This window comes from Microbacterium paraoxydans (assembly GCF_018224615.1).
Classification (GTDB): Bacteria; Actinomycetota; Actinomycetes; order Actinomycetales; family Microbacteriaceae; genus Microbacterium; species Microbacterium paraoxydans_B.
Genome location: NZ_JAGTUK010000001.1, coordinates 1071276 through 1085198, shown reverse-complemented (window position 1 = coordinate 1085198; position 13923 = coordinate 1071276). Strand labels below are relative to the sequence as shown.

Genomic DNA, 13923 nt, shown 5'->3' with positions numbered 1-13923 from the left:
GGAAAAAGAGCGCAAGGGCGATTCTCGCCGCCGCCCCCGCCGGTCATGCCCGAGCGCGCATCCGGCTTGACCGAGCGCGCAGGCATCGCGGTCGATCGGCCCGCCGGGTCACGGCTCTCCAGCCCCCGCCGGACGCGACTCCCGCGAGATGCATGCAGCGACCTCGATGTGCACCGCGTCCAGCCTGTGTTGCAGCACGCCGATCGACACACTCATCGCGATCAGCTGTTCACGCGAGAGGCCTCCCGGACTCTCGGCATCGGCCCATGCCGACCAGCTCCGACCTGCCTCGCTCTTATCGACTCAGAGTTCCGGTTTCGACGTCGTGCTCGATCTCGAACCGGCGCCCGCCGCCGTCACGTCCACCACCGAGGCCGATACCGCCACACGTCCGACCTGACAGTCAGGCATCCCGCACAATGCGCTTCGCCTCATCAACGAGCGCAGGATACCCGGGGAGGAACGGCTCAACGAGCTTCGTCTCGAGCAGCGACTCCACATCACAGAGCACACGTCGCTCCGCCTCGTCGACCACGAGCGCACCGCTCTCGTTGGCCGTGGCCAGCCACTCGAAGAGCACCAGCGCTTCGGCAGCCGTCAGCTGCAACTCGACCGGCTCCTTCTCTCCCTGCCCCACCATGTGCATCATGCTCGCATAGCCCACGGGAGCACCGCGCCGGACGACAGAAAGCAGGGCGACGCGGGCACGCAGACCCCAGGCTTCCGCCGGGTCACCACACCCCGTCCGCGCGCACGTCGCGGTCGACCCAGCAGTCGGCGAGCGCCGCCCGCACCTCGGCACCGTGGTCGCGCGCGAGCGCGAGCGCGGCGTGGTTCTGCTCCAGCTGCGCGAGCCGCGACGCCCCGAACAGCACATTCGCCGTCGCGGGGTTGGACAGACAGAAGGCGATGCCGAGCGCGGCGGGCGTCACGCCGAAGCCGTCGGCGACCCGCGCGACCTCGGGGTACACGGCGGCGATCCGGTCGCGGATGCCACCCACGTCGGCGCCGATCTTCCGCTCCGGCATCCGCCCCGTGGCGAGGATCCCGCCCTCGAACACGTCCGAGGCCTGGAGCGTGAGCGCGCCGTCGGCGAACAGGGGCCCGTACGCCTCCCCCTCCGCCATCGCGCGCCGGGCGATGCCGTACTTCAGCTGCGCGAAGCCCGGGCCCACCAGCCCGCGAGCCTCGGCCTCCGCGAGCGCCTCCCGCGTGTGCTCGATGCGCCAGTTGTTGATGCCCCACGAGCCGACGAGCCCCTCCGCGATCAGCGCGTTCACGTCGTACACGAGCCGCGGCAGGTCCGGCGCGTCGAGGTAGTCGCCCACGACGAGGGTGTCGAAGCGGTCGAGCCCCGCCCGCTCCAACGACTCGACGAGCTGCGCGCGGAACCCCTGATTCGGCCAGTCCCACAGCCACAGCTTCCCGCACAGCACGATGTCGTCGCGCGCGACCCCGCTCTCCCGCAGCGCCCGCCCGAACAGGATGTCCGTGGTCGAGTTCTCCGCGTGCGGGCCCATGTTGTAGTACGCGACGTCGAAGAAGCCCGCGTCGAGCTCGACCGCGCGACGGATCAGTGCGACCGCCTCGGCCTGGTCCATGCGATCCCACGTGTTCCAGGAACCGAGCGCGAGCGGTGGCACGGGAGCACCGCCGGGCACCAGGGGGACGCGGGGGTGAGTGGGTGCGGACATGACGGCTCCTTTGCGTACTTCGTCTCGTCGCTGCGCTCCTCGCTCAGCAACCGAAATGGACAGGGTTGTGTTTTTCTATGGTTGTAGAATATAACGGAGTCATCCCGTCGAACACCCGTCAGTGAGGACGAACATGACTGCATCCCCGCGCCGCATCCTGGTCACCGGAGGGGCGTCCGGCCTCGGCCGCGGCATTGCCACCGCCTTCCGCGCCGCGGGAGACGAGGTGTTCCTCGGCGACGTGAACGCCGACGCCGCGGAGGCCGTCGCGACCGAGATCGGCGCCACCGCCCTCCCCCTCGACATCGCCGACGAGGCATCGGTGCGCGCCGCCGCGGACCGGATCGCGGCGGACGGCGGGCTCGACGTGCTGGTCAACAACGCGGGCGTCGTCGCGGGCGGCGGAACGCTCCAGGAGGTCCCGGTCGACGCCGTCGACGCGGCCCTGCGGGTCAACGTGCGCGGCACCTTCCTCATGCTCCGCGTGTTCGGAGCGCTGCTGGCCTCCGCCGGACGCGGCAGCATCGTCAACATCTCCTCGATCGGCGCCCGCCAGCCCACGCCGGGCCTCGGCCACTACGAGGCCACCAAGGCCGCGGTCGACGCGCTCACCCGCACGGCCGCGATCGAGCTCGCCACCTCCGGAGTGCGCGTGAACGCGGTCGCCCCCGGCCCCGTGCTCACCCCGCTCACGGCCGACTTCGCCGCCAACCCCGACGCCCGCGCGGCCTGGGAGGCGCGCATCCCGCTCGGCCGCATCGCCGAGGTCGACCAGGTCACCCCGCTCGTGCTGTTCCTCGCGAGCGACGCCGCCGCGCACATCACCGGGGTCTCGGTCCCGGTCGACGGCGGCCAGCTCCTGGTCTGACCCCTCCCGTCGCACCGCCACCGCCACCGCCACCGCCGCACCGCCATCGCACAGGAGACCCGCATGTCCCTCACCGCTCCCCCGGCTCCGCCCGCCCCCGCCCTGCCCACCTCGACCCGCGCGGCCGTGCTGACCGCGCACGGCGAACCGCTCACGCTGCAGGACCTCCCGCTGCCCGCCGAGATCGAGCCGGGCGCCGCGCTTGTGCGCATCGCCTGCACCACGCTGTGCGGCACCGACATCGAGATCTGGGAGGGCCGGATGACCTTCCCCGGCATGCTCCCGATGGTGCTCGGCCACGAGATGGTCGGCGAGATCGTCGCGACCGGACCCGACACGCGCGACGCCCTCGGCCGCCCGCTGTCCCCCGGCGACCGCATCGGCTGGTCCGAGTCCACGTGCGGCGAGTGCCACGGCTGCGTCGTGCTGCGCGAGCCCGTGGCGTGCTCCCGCCGCGGCTACGGCTTCCTGCAGCGCGCCGACGTGCCGCCCTACGCCACCGCCGGGCTGTCCGAGTACGCCTACGTGACCCCCGGGGCGGCCACGCTACTGCTGCCCGCCGCGGTCAAGGACACCTGGGCGTCGATGGCGGGCTGCGCGGCCAAGACCGTGCTGCGCGCGTTCGAGCGGGCCGGCCGCATCCGCCCCGGCTCGCGCGTGGTCGTGCAGGGCTCGGGTGCGCTCGGCATCTTCGCCACCGCGGTCGCCAAGATCGCCGGTGCCGGTCAGGTCATCACGGTCGGCGCGCCCGCCGCACGGCTGGAGCTCGCCGCCCGCTTCGGCGCAGACGCGGTCGTCGACTTCCGCGACGGACCCGTGGTCGACCAGGTGCGCGAGCTCACGGGCGGCCTCGGCGCGGACCACGTGTTCGACTTCGCCGGGGCGCCGAGCGTGGGTCCGGACGCGGTGGGCATGGCAGCGCAGCGCGGCACGATCACGATCGTCGGATCGACCGGTCCCGCCGGCGACGGCTTCGCGCTCAGCACGATCATGGGCAAGGAGCTCACGGTGGTCGGGTCGCTCAACGGCGACATCTCCGACTACGCCCGAGCGATCGACTTCTTCACCGCGTTCGCCGACCGCTACCCGTGGGACGACCTGTTCAGCGCCCCGGTCGGCCTCGCCGACGCCTCCGCCAAGATCGCGCACATGCACCAGCTCGATGAGGTCAAGGCCGTCATCGACCCGAGCCTCTGAGGAGCACCATGACCACCCCTCTCCCCCGCCGTGAGATCGGCCGCAGCGGCCTGCACGCCTCGCTGTTCTCGCTCGGCTCCTGGCACACCTACGACCGGATGGACTTCGCCGACGCCGTGGCCATGCTGCGGCAGGCCGTGGACCGCGGCGTGAACCTGTTCGACGTCGGGGTGTACTCCGCGCCCGGCGCCCCGCCCGTATTCACCGACGTGATCTTCTCTGCGATGGTGCGCGCGGCCGGGCTGCGCCGCGACGAGTGGCTGCTGTCGTCGAAGCTGTGGCTGGAGGCGTTCGGTGCCGACGGGTTCCGCCCGCAGCTCGAGAACGCCCTGCTGCGGGTGGGCACCGAGCACGCCGACCTCGTGATCCTGGGCGACCTGCGCCGCGACGACCTCGACCTGCGCGACCTCGTGCTCGACCTCGCCGGACTCGCCGACGCGGGTCTCATCCGGGCGTGGGGCGTGAACAACTGGTCGGCGTCGAGCATCCAGGCGCTGATCGACCTCGCCGCGGCCGAGGGCGTCGCCGGGCCGCAGATCGCGCAGCTGAAGTACAGCGTGTCGCGGCGCTCGATCCCCGACGGCGCCCCGTTCGCCCGGCTGTGGGAGCAGGGCCTCACGCTGCAGGCCTCCGACTGCCTGGAGGGCGGCGTGCTCGCGGGCACCGTGAACGGCGACCGCCAGATCGGCCGCGACCCCGGCGACATCCGCGCGCGCATCATCGCCGACGTCCCGGCGTTCACGGCCCTCGCGACCTCGCTCGACACGACCCCGGCGCAGCTCGGGCTCGCGTTCACGCTCACGCACCCGGCGCTCACGACCACGCTGTTCGGCGCCTCCCGCCTCGCACAGTTGCACGCGAACCTCGACGCGGCCGCCCTGGTCGACCGGATCGGCGCCGCCGAGCTGCGCCGCCTCGTCGAGCCGTTCTGGGCCGACCGCGACGTGGTGGACCCCGAAGGCCCCTGACCACCCCATCCCACCCACGGAGAATCATGACCGCCACCGCCGCCGGACACCCCACCGTCACCCCCGTCCCGTTCGACCCCGAAGTGCAGGTCGTGCTGGACGCGATCGCCGCGAACCCGCAGCCGCCCCTCACGCGCGACACCCTGCCGCGCGAGGGCGTCGACCGCCTGTTCCCCGACAACGACGCCGTGATCGCCGGTCGCGCCGTGGTGTGGGAGGACCGCGTGATCCCCGGACCCGCCGGCGCACCCGACCTGGAGATCACGGTGTTCCGGCCGGCCGGCACCGAGACCGAGGTGCTGCCGGGGTTCGTGAACCTGCACGGCGGCGGCATGATCGTCGGCCACCGCTCGTGGGAGACCGCGCGCGTGGTGGACATCGTGGCGGAGCACCGCGTGGTCGCGGTGAACGTGGAGTACCGGCTCGCCCCGGAGAACCCCTTCCCCGCCGGCGTGGAGGACTGCTATGCGGCGTTCGTGTGGACGCACGAGCACGCCCGCGAACTGGGCATCGACCCCGAGCGGCTCGTCGTCGGCGGCGGCAGCGCGGGCGGCGGTCTCACGGCCGCCGTGGCCCTGATGGCGCGCGACCGCCGCGGCCCGGTCATGGCGGGGCAGCTGCTGCTGTGCCCGATGATCGACAACACCAACACCACGGTCGCCAGTCACCAGTACGACGGCATCGGCACGTGGCAGCGCGACATGAACCTGCTGGCATGGTCATGCGTGCTCGGCGACGACCTCGCGTTCAGCGACCGCGCCCCCGCGTACGCCGCCCCCAGCCGGGCGGACGACCTCTCCGGCCTGCCGCCCGCGTACATCGAGGTGGGCGAGGCGGAGGCGTTCCGCGACGAGGACACCCAGTACGCGCTGCGGATCTGGGCCACGGGCGGGCAGGCCGAACTGCACGTGTGGGGCGGCGGAGCGCACGGTTTCGACATGTACATGCCCGACGCCGAGATCACCCGCGCGGCCCTCGCCGCGCGGTCGTCGTGGCTGCGCCGCATCTGGCGGTCGGCCCGATGAGCGCCCCGGTGCCCGTCCCCTACGACCCCGAGCTGGTCGCCGGGCTCGACGCGTTCGTGCAGCTGGTGGAGATCATCCCCCTGCGCGCCGACACCATCCACGCCAACCGCGACCACTTCGCCACGATCATCCCCCCGATCGCGGTGCAGGCCGAGGGCAGGGCCGTCACGTGGGAGGACCGCGTGATCCCGGGCCCCGCCGGTGCGCCCGATCTGGAGATCACGATCGTGCGCCCCGCGGTCACCGCGACGGCACCGGCGCCCGCCGTGCTCTCGATCCACGGCGGCGGCATGGTGCTCGGCACCCGCTTCTTCGGCACGGCCGAGCTGATCGACCTCGCCGAGCGGCACGGCGTGGTCGGCGTCGCGGTCGAATACCGCCTCGCGCCCGAGCACCCCGGACCCGCGCAGGCGGAGGACTGCTACGCGGCGCTGGAGTGGATGGCCGTCCACGCCGACGACCTCGGCATCGACACCGACCGCATCATCGCGTCGGGCCAGAGCGCGGGCGGCGGACTCTCGGCCGCAGTCGCCCTGCTGTCGCGCGACCGGGGAGGACCGCGACTGGCCGGACAGCTGCTCGGCTGCCCCATGCTCGACGATCGCAACGAGACGCCGTCCGCCCGGCAGTACGACGGCTTCGGCGCGTGGGACCGCAACAACAACGACACCGCGTGGGACGCGATCGCGGGTGCGGACCGCTTCACCGACCGCGTCTCGCCGTACACCGCCCCCGCCCGAGCCGAGGATCTGTCCGGCCTCGCCCCGGCGTTCATCGAGGTGGGCGCGGCGGAGACGTTCCGTGACGAGGCGGTCGACTACGCGCTGCGCATCTGGGCGACCGGCGGCCAGGCCGAACTGCACGTGTGGGCGGGCGGGTACCACGGGTTCTCCGGGTTCTCGCCGGACGCCGAGGTGTCGCAGGCGGCGGTCGCCGCGCGGGAGAGCTGGCTGCGCCGCGTGCTGCGCCTGGGCGGATGAGCACGCCGCCGCGCCCGGAGCCCGCCCGCATGGGCACGCTCCGGGCGATGCTCGTGCTCGGGATGCTGGAGGCGTTCGGCCCGCTGTCGATGGACCTCTACCTGCCGCAGCTGCCGCAGCTCGCGGCCTCGCTGGGCACGACCGAGGCGCTCGCGCAGGTCACGATGTCGGCGTGCATGATCGGGCTCGGCCTCGGTCAGCTGGTGGCGGGCCCGCTCAGCGACCGGTTGGGACGCAAGCGGCCCCTCGTGGCGGGGGTCGCGGCGTTCGCGGTGCTGTCGGCCGTGTGCGCGGTCGCACCGGGCATCGAGGTGCTGCTGATCGCGCGGTTCCTGCAGGGGCTGGCCGGGTCGGCGGGCATCGTCATCTGCCTCGCCGTGGCGCGCGATCAGTTCGAGGGCGTGGAGCTGTCGCGCATGCTGTCGCTGCTGTTCCTCGTGTCGGGCACTGCTCCGATCATCGCGCCCGTGGTGGGCGGGCAGCTGGCCAGGGTGATGGACTGGCGCGGCATCTTCGTGGTGCTCGCGGCGGTGGGCGTCGTCCTGCTGCTGGTGGTGCTGTTCGCGCTGCCGGAGACGCTGCGGCCCGAGGCGCGGCACGGCGGCGGGTTGCGCGTGCTCGGAGGCCACGCGGGTTCGGTGCTGCGCGACCGCCTGTTCGCCGCGGTGCTGTGCGCCTCGGCGGGCGGCGGCGTGGCGTTCTTCACGTACCTGTCGATGTCGTCGTTCGTGCTGCAAGACGAGTTCGGCCTGAGCCCGCAGGCGTTCAGCCTCGCGTTCGCGGCCGGGGCGCTCGCGAGCATCGCGGGCAGCCAGACCAGCCGGCTCGTGGTGCGGCGGTGGGGCCCGCTGCGCGTGTATCTCGGCGGTATCACCGCGACTCTGCTGGCCACCGCGACGTTCCTGGTGCTCGCGCTCGCGGGCACGGGCGTGCTCGGGGTGGTCGCCGCACTGGTCGGCTTCATGCTGTGCGCCGGGCTGGGCGGGCCCAACGGGCAGACGCTCGCGCTCGCACACCACGGCGCCAGGGCGGGCACCGCGTCGGCGCTGCTGGGCATGTCGACGTTCCTGTTCGGCCCCGTGCTCGCTCCGGTCGCGGCGGGTCTGGGCGGCACGAACGCCGTGACGATGGCCGTGACCATGACCCTCGCTGCCGCGGTGGCCGCGGTCGCCGCGTGGGCGTTCGTGCGTCCGGCCGCGAGGGACTGAGGCGGCGGAGCCGGGGCGGTGCCGGGGGTTGCGGTGCCGGGCGGGGTCGCGCGCGCTCAGAAGCCGAGGCACATCACGGCGACACCGGCCGCCATGGCCCACGACTCCGTGGCGAGCAGTCGTCCGGTGCGACCGCGGTGCACGGGCGGCAGCACCCACGCGGCCACCACGGTCCACAGCACCACGCCGATCACGCCGACGATCACGAACACCGAGAGCAGCCCGCCGAGCCCGTGGGCGCCGTGCCCGGTCGGGGTGACGGCTCGGTCGGCCCCGGTCGCGGCGACGGCCCCGTCGAACGCGCACACCGCCATCACGAGCGACACCAGCGCGCGGTGACAGCACTCCGCGGCGGCCGGGGTTCCGCGCACACCCATGGTGCCGAGCATCGCCGACACCAGCAGCACCGCGCCCAGCGCGAGCCCGAGGAGCGGGTCGTGCCCCGGCACCGCGAGCAGCAGCATCCCGGCGGCCATCACGAGGGCGGACTGCCGCCCCTGCCACGGCACCGCGCGCCACGCCGCGAGGCACGCGACGGCGGAGACGAGTGCCGCGGCGGCCATCAGCCACGGTGCTGCGGGGACGAGAGGTTCCACCGTCGCAGTATATTGATCACTCGCTCAAAATCGCTAGACCCCGCCCGCATACGAGAGGATGGGCACGTGCCCCGCATCGTCGACCACGATGAGCGCCGCCGGCAGATCGCCGAGGCGCTGCTCGCGGTCGCCGCGCGCGACGGACACGAGAGCGTCTCCTCCCGCGCGGTCGCGAAGGAGCTCGGCGTCGCCACGGGCTCGCTGTGGCACTACTTCGACGGCTTCGACGACGTCGTGCGGGCCGCGGCGGCCGAAGTCACGCGCCGCACCGACGCCCGCATCGCCGAGGCCACGTCCGGGCTCCGCGGGCTCGCGCGGCTCGACGCCCTGATGCGCGAGGTGCTGCCCGTGAACGAGCTCACCCGCACGGAGGCGCACGTCGTGGTGGGGTTCTGGGGACGCCTGGCCACGCTCGCCCCCGCGCCCGACGCGGCCGCCCCCACGCTCGCGACCTGGCAGGAGAGCATTCGGCTCGCGCTCGCGGAGGCGATGGACGACCGCGAGCTGCGGCCGGAGACACCGGTCGACGCCCTGATCGCCCTGCTGCGGTCGATCACGTACGGCCAGCAGATCGTCGAGGTGACCGAGCCGCAGCCCGCCGCGGCGCACCTCGCGGTGCTCGACGGCATCCTCGCCCCCTGGCGCGCCTGACACCCCTCACCCCGGCGGCGCTCCCCGAGCGGCAGCGAGATCCGCGCTTGTGCACGCCCACTCGCGCGCCCTATCATCGTGCCATTCCCGTTTCTTGAGCGTTCGCTCGAAAATAGTGAGGTCGACGATGTCCCACCACGCCCCGCAGCCCGTCTCCATCGAGAAGATCGCCGTCCCGCACCCGCTCGACCCGCTCACCGGCGAGGAGATCGCCGCCGCGCGTGCCGTGCTCGACACCGCGGGACTCCTGACCGAGACCACGCGCGTGCCGATGCTGCTGCCCGACGAGGCCACCAAGGAGGAGCTCGCCGCCTGGCGCCCGGGCTCCCCCATCGACCGCCGCGCCGACGTCACGCTGCTCGACACCGCCACCGGCGTCGCGACCGAGGTGATCGTCTCGATCACGCGCGGCGAGGTGCTGAACGCGGAGCGCGTGCCCAACGACGCGCCGCCGTACGGGCAGCCGCAGTACCTGTTCGAAGAGTACGAGCGCGCCGAGGCGATCGCGAAGGCCTCCCCCGAGTGGCGGGCCGCCATGGCACGCCGCGGGCTGGAGGAACACATCGACCTGGCGTTCTGCTCCCCGCTCGCCCCCGGCTACACCGGTCGCGCCGACGAGGTGGGCCGCCGCGTCATCCGCTCGCTCACGTTCCTCCGCTACGACGAGAACGACTCCCCCTGGGCGCACCCGGTCGAGGGCCTCATCGTGCACATCGACCTCACCGCGAACGCCGTGATCCGCGTGGAGGACGAGGGCGACGTGCCCGTGCCGGCCGGTCACGGCAACTACTACCCGGAAGTGCAGGGGGAGGCGCGCACGAGCCTGAAGCCGATCGAGATCACGCAGCCGCAGGGCACGAGCTTCCACGTCTCCGGCTCGCTCGTGGAGTGGGAGGGCTGGTCGATGCGCGTGGGCTTCAACGCACGCGAGGGCCTGGTGCTGCACGACGTGTCGTTCCAGGGGCGCTCCGTGCTGCACCGCGCGAGCGTGCCCGAGATGGTGGTGCCCTACGGCGACACCGCCCCCGGGCGCTTCTGGATCAGCTACTTCGACGCGGGCGAGTACCTGCTCGGCAAGAACGCCAACCACCTCGAGCTCGGCTGCGACTGCCTCGGCGTGATCCGCTACCTCGACGGCTACGTGGCCGACGACCACGGCCACCCCGTGCGCATCCCCAACGTGATCTGCATGCACGAGGAGGACTTCGGGATCCTCTGGAAGCACACCGATCTGTCCGGGCGCTCCGACGTGCGCCGGTCGCGCCGTTTCGTGATCTCCTACTTCTCCACGATCGGCAACTACGACTACGGCTTCTACTGGAACTTCGGCCTGGACGGCTCGATCGAGGTGGTCGCGAAGGCGACCGGCATCGTGTTCGCGGCCGCCGGAGAGCCGGGCGTACGGCAGAAGCACGCGACCGAGCTCGCCCCCGGGGTGTTCGCCCCCGTGCACCAGCACCTGTTCTGCGCCCGGCTCGACGTCGCGATCGACGGCGCGGACAACCGGCTGGTCGAGGTCGATGCACAGCGCGTGCCGATGGGACCGGAGAACCCGTTCGGCAACGCGTTCACCTGGTCGGAGACGGTGCTGGAGACCGAGCAGGCCGCGCAGCGCGAAGCCGACTCGTCCGTGGCGCGCGTGTGGGAGGTGCAGAGCGCCTCGCACACCAACCGGGTGGGCCGCCCGACCGCGTACCACCTGGTGCCGGAGCCGACCGCGCTGCTGCTGGCCGACCCCGCCTCGTCGGTCGCCGCGCGCGCCGCGTTCGCGACCAAGCACCTGTGGGCGACGCGCTACGAGCACGGGCAGATCTGGCCGGCCGGCCGCTACCCCAACGCGCACCAGGGCGGCGCGGGTCTTCCGGAGTACACCGCGGGCGACCGGAGCATCGACGGCGAGGACCTCGTGCTGTGGCACACGTTCGGGCTCACGCACTTCCCGCGGCCGGAGGACTGGCCCATCATGCCCGTGGACTACGCCGGGTTCTGGTTCAAGCCGTACGGGTTCCTCGACGAGAACCCCGCGATGGACGTGCCGGAGTCGTCGCAGGCGCACGGCGGTGCCGCGGCGGACTCGTGCTGCGGGGGCGGCGCGGCGTGTGCATGCGGGCACTGATCCGCGCGTGAGGTGCCGCGATGCGCGGCCTCAGAACCGCGCGGAGAAGGCGCCGTCCGACTGGAGCAGCTGACCCGAGATCCAGCGGCCCTCGTCCGACACGAGGAACTCCACCACCGCCGCGATGTCCGCCGGGGTGCCGAGCCGGCCGAGGGGCGTCATCTCCCCGAGGCCGGCGCGCGTGGCGTCGTCCATCCAGCCGGTGTCGATCGGGCCGGGGTTCAGCACGTTCGCCGAGATGCCGCGGGGCCCGAGCTCGCGCGCCGCGGAGATCACCAGCCGGTCCAGCGCACCCTTCGACGCCCCGTACGGCAGGTTGCCGGTCACGTGGTCGCTCGTGAGCGCGACGATCGCCCCACCCTCGGGCGGCGCCTGCCGCGCGAAGGCCGCGATCAGCAGCAGGCTCGCCCGCGCGTTCACCGCGACATGCCGGTCGAAGCTCTCGGCCGTGGTGTCGAGGATGCCCGACTCCACGTCGTGCGCGTGGCTCAGGATCAGTGCGGAGATCGGTCCGTGGGCCGCGTGCACCTCGTCGATCAGCGCGCCGGGCGCCTCCGCGGTGGAGAGGTCGGCAGGGTGGTCGGCGTCGTGCAGATCGCTCGTGACGACGGTCCACCCGGCGGCGCGGAGGCGAGGGACGATGCCGGCGGCGATGCTGTTCGCGCGGGCGGCACCGGTGACGAGAGCGAGGGGCATGCCCTCACGCTAGCGGGCGCGTCGACGGCCGGCTCAGGCCAGCGCGGAGATCGCGTCGCGGAGGATGCCGTCGGCACCGGCCAGCGCGGCCGCCGCCGTCTCTGCGGGCGCCGCCGTGGCGAGCATGAGCAGCGCGAGCTTGACCGAGCCGTGCGCCTCCCGCAGCACCGCGGCCGCCTCGTCGACGCCGACCCCGGACAGCTGCGACACGGTGCGGATCGAGCGGGCGTGCAGCTTCTCGTTCGTGGCGAGCAGATCGACCATCACGCCGCGGTACGTCTTGCCGAGCTTGATCATGGAGAGCGTCGTGAGCATGTTGACCACGAGCTTCTGCGCCGTGCCCGACTTCAGCCGCGTCGAGCCGGAGATGAACTCGGGGCCCGTGACGACCTCGATCGGGATGTCCGCGACCGCGCCGATGGCGGAGTGCGCGTTCGACGCGATCGCCACGGTGAGGGCGCCGACGCGGCGGGCGTACTCCAGGCCGCCCACGACGTAGGGGGTGCGGCCGGACGCGGAGATGCCGACCACGGTGTCGTTCTCACCGAGGTCCAGCGCGGCGAGCGATTCTCCGGCGGCGCTCTCGTCGTCCTCCGCGTTCTCCACGGCCGAGCGGATCGCGGTCTCGCCCCCCGCGATCAGGCCGACCACCATCGACGGGTCGGTGCCGAACGTGGGCGGGCACTCGCTGGCGTCGAGCACGCCGATGCGACCAGCAGTTCCGGCGCCGATGTAGATCAGGCGTCCGCCGCGGCGGAACCGCTCCGTGATGCCGTCGACCGCGGCGGCGATCTCGGCCGTCCGCTCCGCCACGGCCTCGGGCACCCGACGGTCCTCGGCGTTCATGCGGCGCACCAGCTCGGTCGTCTCGAGGAGGTCGAGGTCGCCGCGCTCGGTCGTCGACGCCTCGGTGTCGAGCGTCTCCAGCACGGAGAGCAGGTCGGTGAGGCGGGAGTCGTCATTCGGCACGGTGCACGAACCTTTCGTGGGGGAGGTCGACGCGGCGGGTCAGCAGCAGCGCGCCGGCGAGGGCGTCGCCCTGCGCCGGGACGACGCGACGACCGGCCGCACGCAGGGACGAGGTCAGGGAGTCGCGGAACCACGCGTGGTCGCCGAGCCCGCCGTGCACGACCACGTCGGTCGTGACGGCGGAGGCGGCGGCAGCGGTGGCCGTGAGCAGGCGGACGGCCTCGGCCGCGATCCCGGCGGCCACGGCGTCTCCGGCCTCGGCGGCGTCGAGCACGAGCGGGGCGAGGGTCGCCAGGCGTCGGGCGAGGGGGCCGTCCTCCGCGAGCCAGGCCTGCACCGTCGCGGGGGCGCCCACGGGTTCCGCGACCGCCGCGGTGAGGGCGGTCGCGCCGCCCAGACCGGCATCGGCGCGCAGCACGGCCCGCAACGCCTCGCGGCCGAGCCAGGAGCCACTGCCGAAGTCGCCGAGCTCGGGTCCCCAGCCGTCGATCAGGCGCGCACCGTCCGCGTCGATGCCGAGGGCTGCGGCGCCGGTCCCGGCGATCAGCAGCACGCCCGCTCCCCCGTCGAGCGCTCCCGCGTGGGCGGTGACCACGTCGGAGGCGACCGTGACGCTGGCCCCCGTGCGCGCCGCGAGCAGGCCCGCGAGGTCGGCGGCCGCGTCCGGGGCGAACCACGCTCCGGCCGCGCCGACGCCGATCGCGCCGAGGCGCGGGAGTCCGTCGAGCAGCGGGAGGATCGCGTCGAGGGCCGCGGTCACGCCTCCGGCCGCGGCGAGCCCGGGGGCGCCGAGCCCGGAGCGCTCCTGGCGCGGTTCCGCGTGAACGACGACACGGCAGCGCGACTTGCCGAGATCGACGGTGGCGGTCGGCGCGGCGCTCATCGGCTCTCCTCGGGGACGCGGTGGACAGTGCGAAAAGACACTACATGGACCGTAGGCTTACTGAAAAGAATT

14 protein-coding genes are annotated in these 13923 nt (G+C 73.3%); 8 read left to right on the top strand and 6 right to left on the bottom strand.

What is annotated here, in order from left to right:
* Positions 1–403 precede the first annotated feature (403 nt).
* Positions 404–640 (bottom strand): hypothetical protein, encoded by a 237-nt coding sequence (locus KE274_RS05095; RefSeq protein ID WP_211541549.1) that lies wholly within the window; start codon positions 638–640, stop codon positions 404–406.
* Between the two features lie 91 nt (positions 641–731).
* Entirely contained in the window at positions 732–1694 is a 963-nt protein-coding gene (locus KE274_RS05090) for an aldo/keto reductase (RefSeq protein WP_211541548.1), read from the bottom strand.
* Between the two features lie 133 nt (positions 1695–1827).
* On the opposite strand from KE274_RS05090, the gene KE274_RS05085 reads away from it, so the two are divergent.
* The 6 genes from KE274_RS05085 to KE274_RS05060 all read left to right on the top strand — a co-directional run bounded on the left by KE274_RS05085 (position 1828) and on the right by KE274_RS05060 (position 7940).
* The gene (locus tag KE274_RS05085; RefSeq protein WP_211541547.1) at positions 1828–2562 is read left to right on the top strand and encodes an SDR family NAD(P)-dependent oxidoreductase; all 735 of its coding nucleotides are present in this window, start codon (positions 1828–1830) and stop codon (positions 2560–2562) included.
* A gap of 63 nt (positions 2563–2625) precedes the next feature.
* A complete protein-coding gene (locus KE274_RS05080; protein WP_211541546.1) occupies positions 2626–3759 on the top strand; it encodes a zinc-binding dehydrogenase in 1134 nt (377 codons plus the stop codon).
* An 8-nt stretch (positions 3760–3767) separates the two neighbouring features.
* Positions 3768–4727, top strand: coding sequence for an aldo/keto reductase (locus KE274_RS05075; RefSeq protein ID WP_211541545.1), 960 nt, complete (start codon positions 3768–3770; stop codon positions 4725–4727).
* Positions 4728–4753: 26 nt separating this feature from the next.
* On the top strand, positions 4754–5752 hold the full coding sequence (locus KE274_RS05070; RefSeq protein ID WP_211541544.1) for an alpha/beta hydrolase: 999 nt from the start codon (positions 4754–4756) through the stop codon (positions 5750–5752).
* A complete protein-coding gene (locus tag KE274_RS05065) occupies positions 5749–6732 on the top strand; it encodes an alpha/beta hydrolase (protein WP_211541703.1) in 984 nt (327 codons plus the stop codon). Before KE274_RS05070 ends, KE274_RS05065 begins: the two co-directional genes overlap by 4 nt.
* Positions 6729–7940 (top strand): multidrug effflux MFS transporter, encoded by a 1212-nt coding sequence (locus tag KE274_RS05060; protein WP_249185841.1) that lies wholly within the window; start codon positions 6729–6731, stop codon positions 7938–7940. The genes KE274_RS05065 and KE274_RS05060 overlap by 4 nt, the downstream gene beginning before the upstream one ends.
* A gap of 56 nt (positions 7941–7996) precedes the next feature.
* Here the strand turns inward: KE274_RS05060 and KE274_RS05055 are convergent, their stop codons facing one another.
* Entirely contained in the window at positions 7997–8536 is a 540-nt protein-coding gene (locus tag KE274_RS05055; protein WP_211541543.1) for a hypothetical protein, read from the bottom strand.
* A 66-nt stretch (positions 8537–8602) separates the two neighbouring features.
* Between KE274_RS05055 and KE274_RS05050 the strand changes: the two genes are divergently transcribed.
* Both KE274_RS05050 and KE274_RS05045 read left to right on the top strand, forming a co-directional pair.
* On the top strand, positions 8603–9187 hold the full coding sequence (locus tag KE274_RS05050) for a TetR/AcrR family transcriptional regulator (protein ID WP_211541542.1): 585 nt from the start codon (positions 8603–8605) through the stop codon (positions 9185–9187).
* A 127-nt stretch (positions 9188–9314) separates the two neighbouring features.
* On the top strand, positions 9315–11303 hold the full coding sequence (locus tag KE274_RS05045) for a primary-amine oxidase (RefSeq protein WP_211541541.1): 1989 nt from the start codon (positions 9315–9317) through the stop codon (positions 11301–11303).
* A gap of 30 nt (positions 11304–11333) precedes the next feature.
* Here KE274_RS05045 and KE274_RS05040 read toward each other — a convergent pair whose 3' ends face one another.
* From KE274_RS05040 to KE274_RS05030, 3 genes are read right to left on the bottom strand one after another with little or no spacing between them, the layout of a single operon-like run.
* Entirely contained in the window at positions 11334–11999 is a 666-nt protein-coding gene (locus KE274_RS05040; protein WP_211541540.1) for an SDR family oxidoreductase, read from the bottom strand.
* 33 nt (positions 12000–12032) lie between these two features.
* A complete protein-coding gene (gene murQ, locus KE274_RS05035; RefSeq protein ID WP_211541539.1) occupies positions 12033–12968 on the bottom strand; it encodes an N-acetylmuramic acid 6-phosphate etherase in 936 nt (311 codons plus the stop codon).
* Positions 12958–13851, bottom strand: a complete 894-nt coding sequence (locus tag KE274_RS05030; RefSeq protein ID WP_211541538.1) for a BadF/BadG/BcrA/BcrD ATPase family protein — start codon at positions 13849–13851, stop codon at positions 12958–12960. Before KE274_RS05030 ends, murQ begins: the two co-directional genes overlap by 11 nt.
* Positions 13852–13923: the final 72 nt, after the last annotated feature.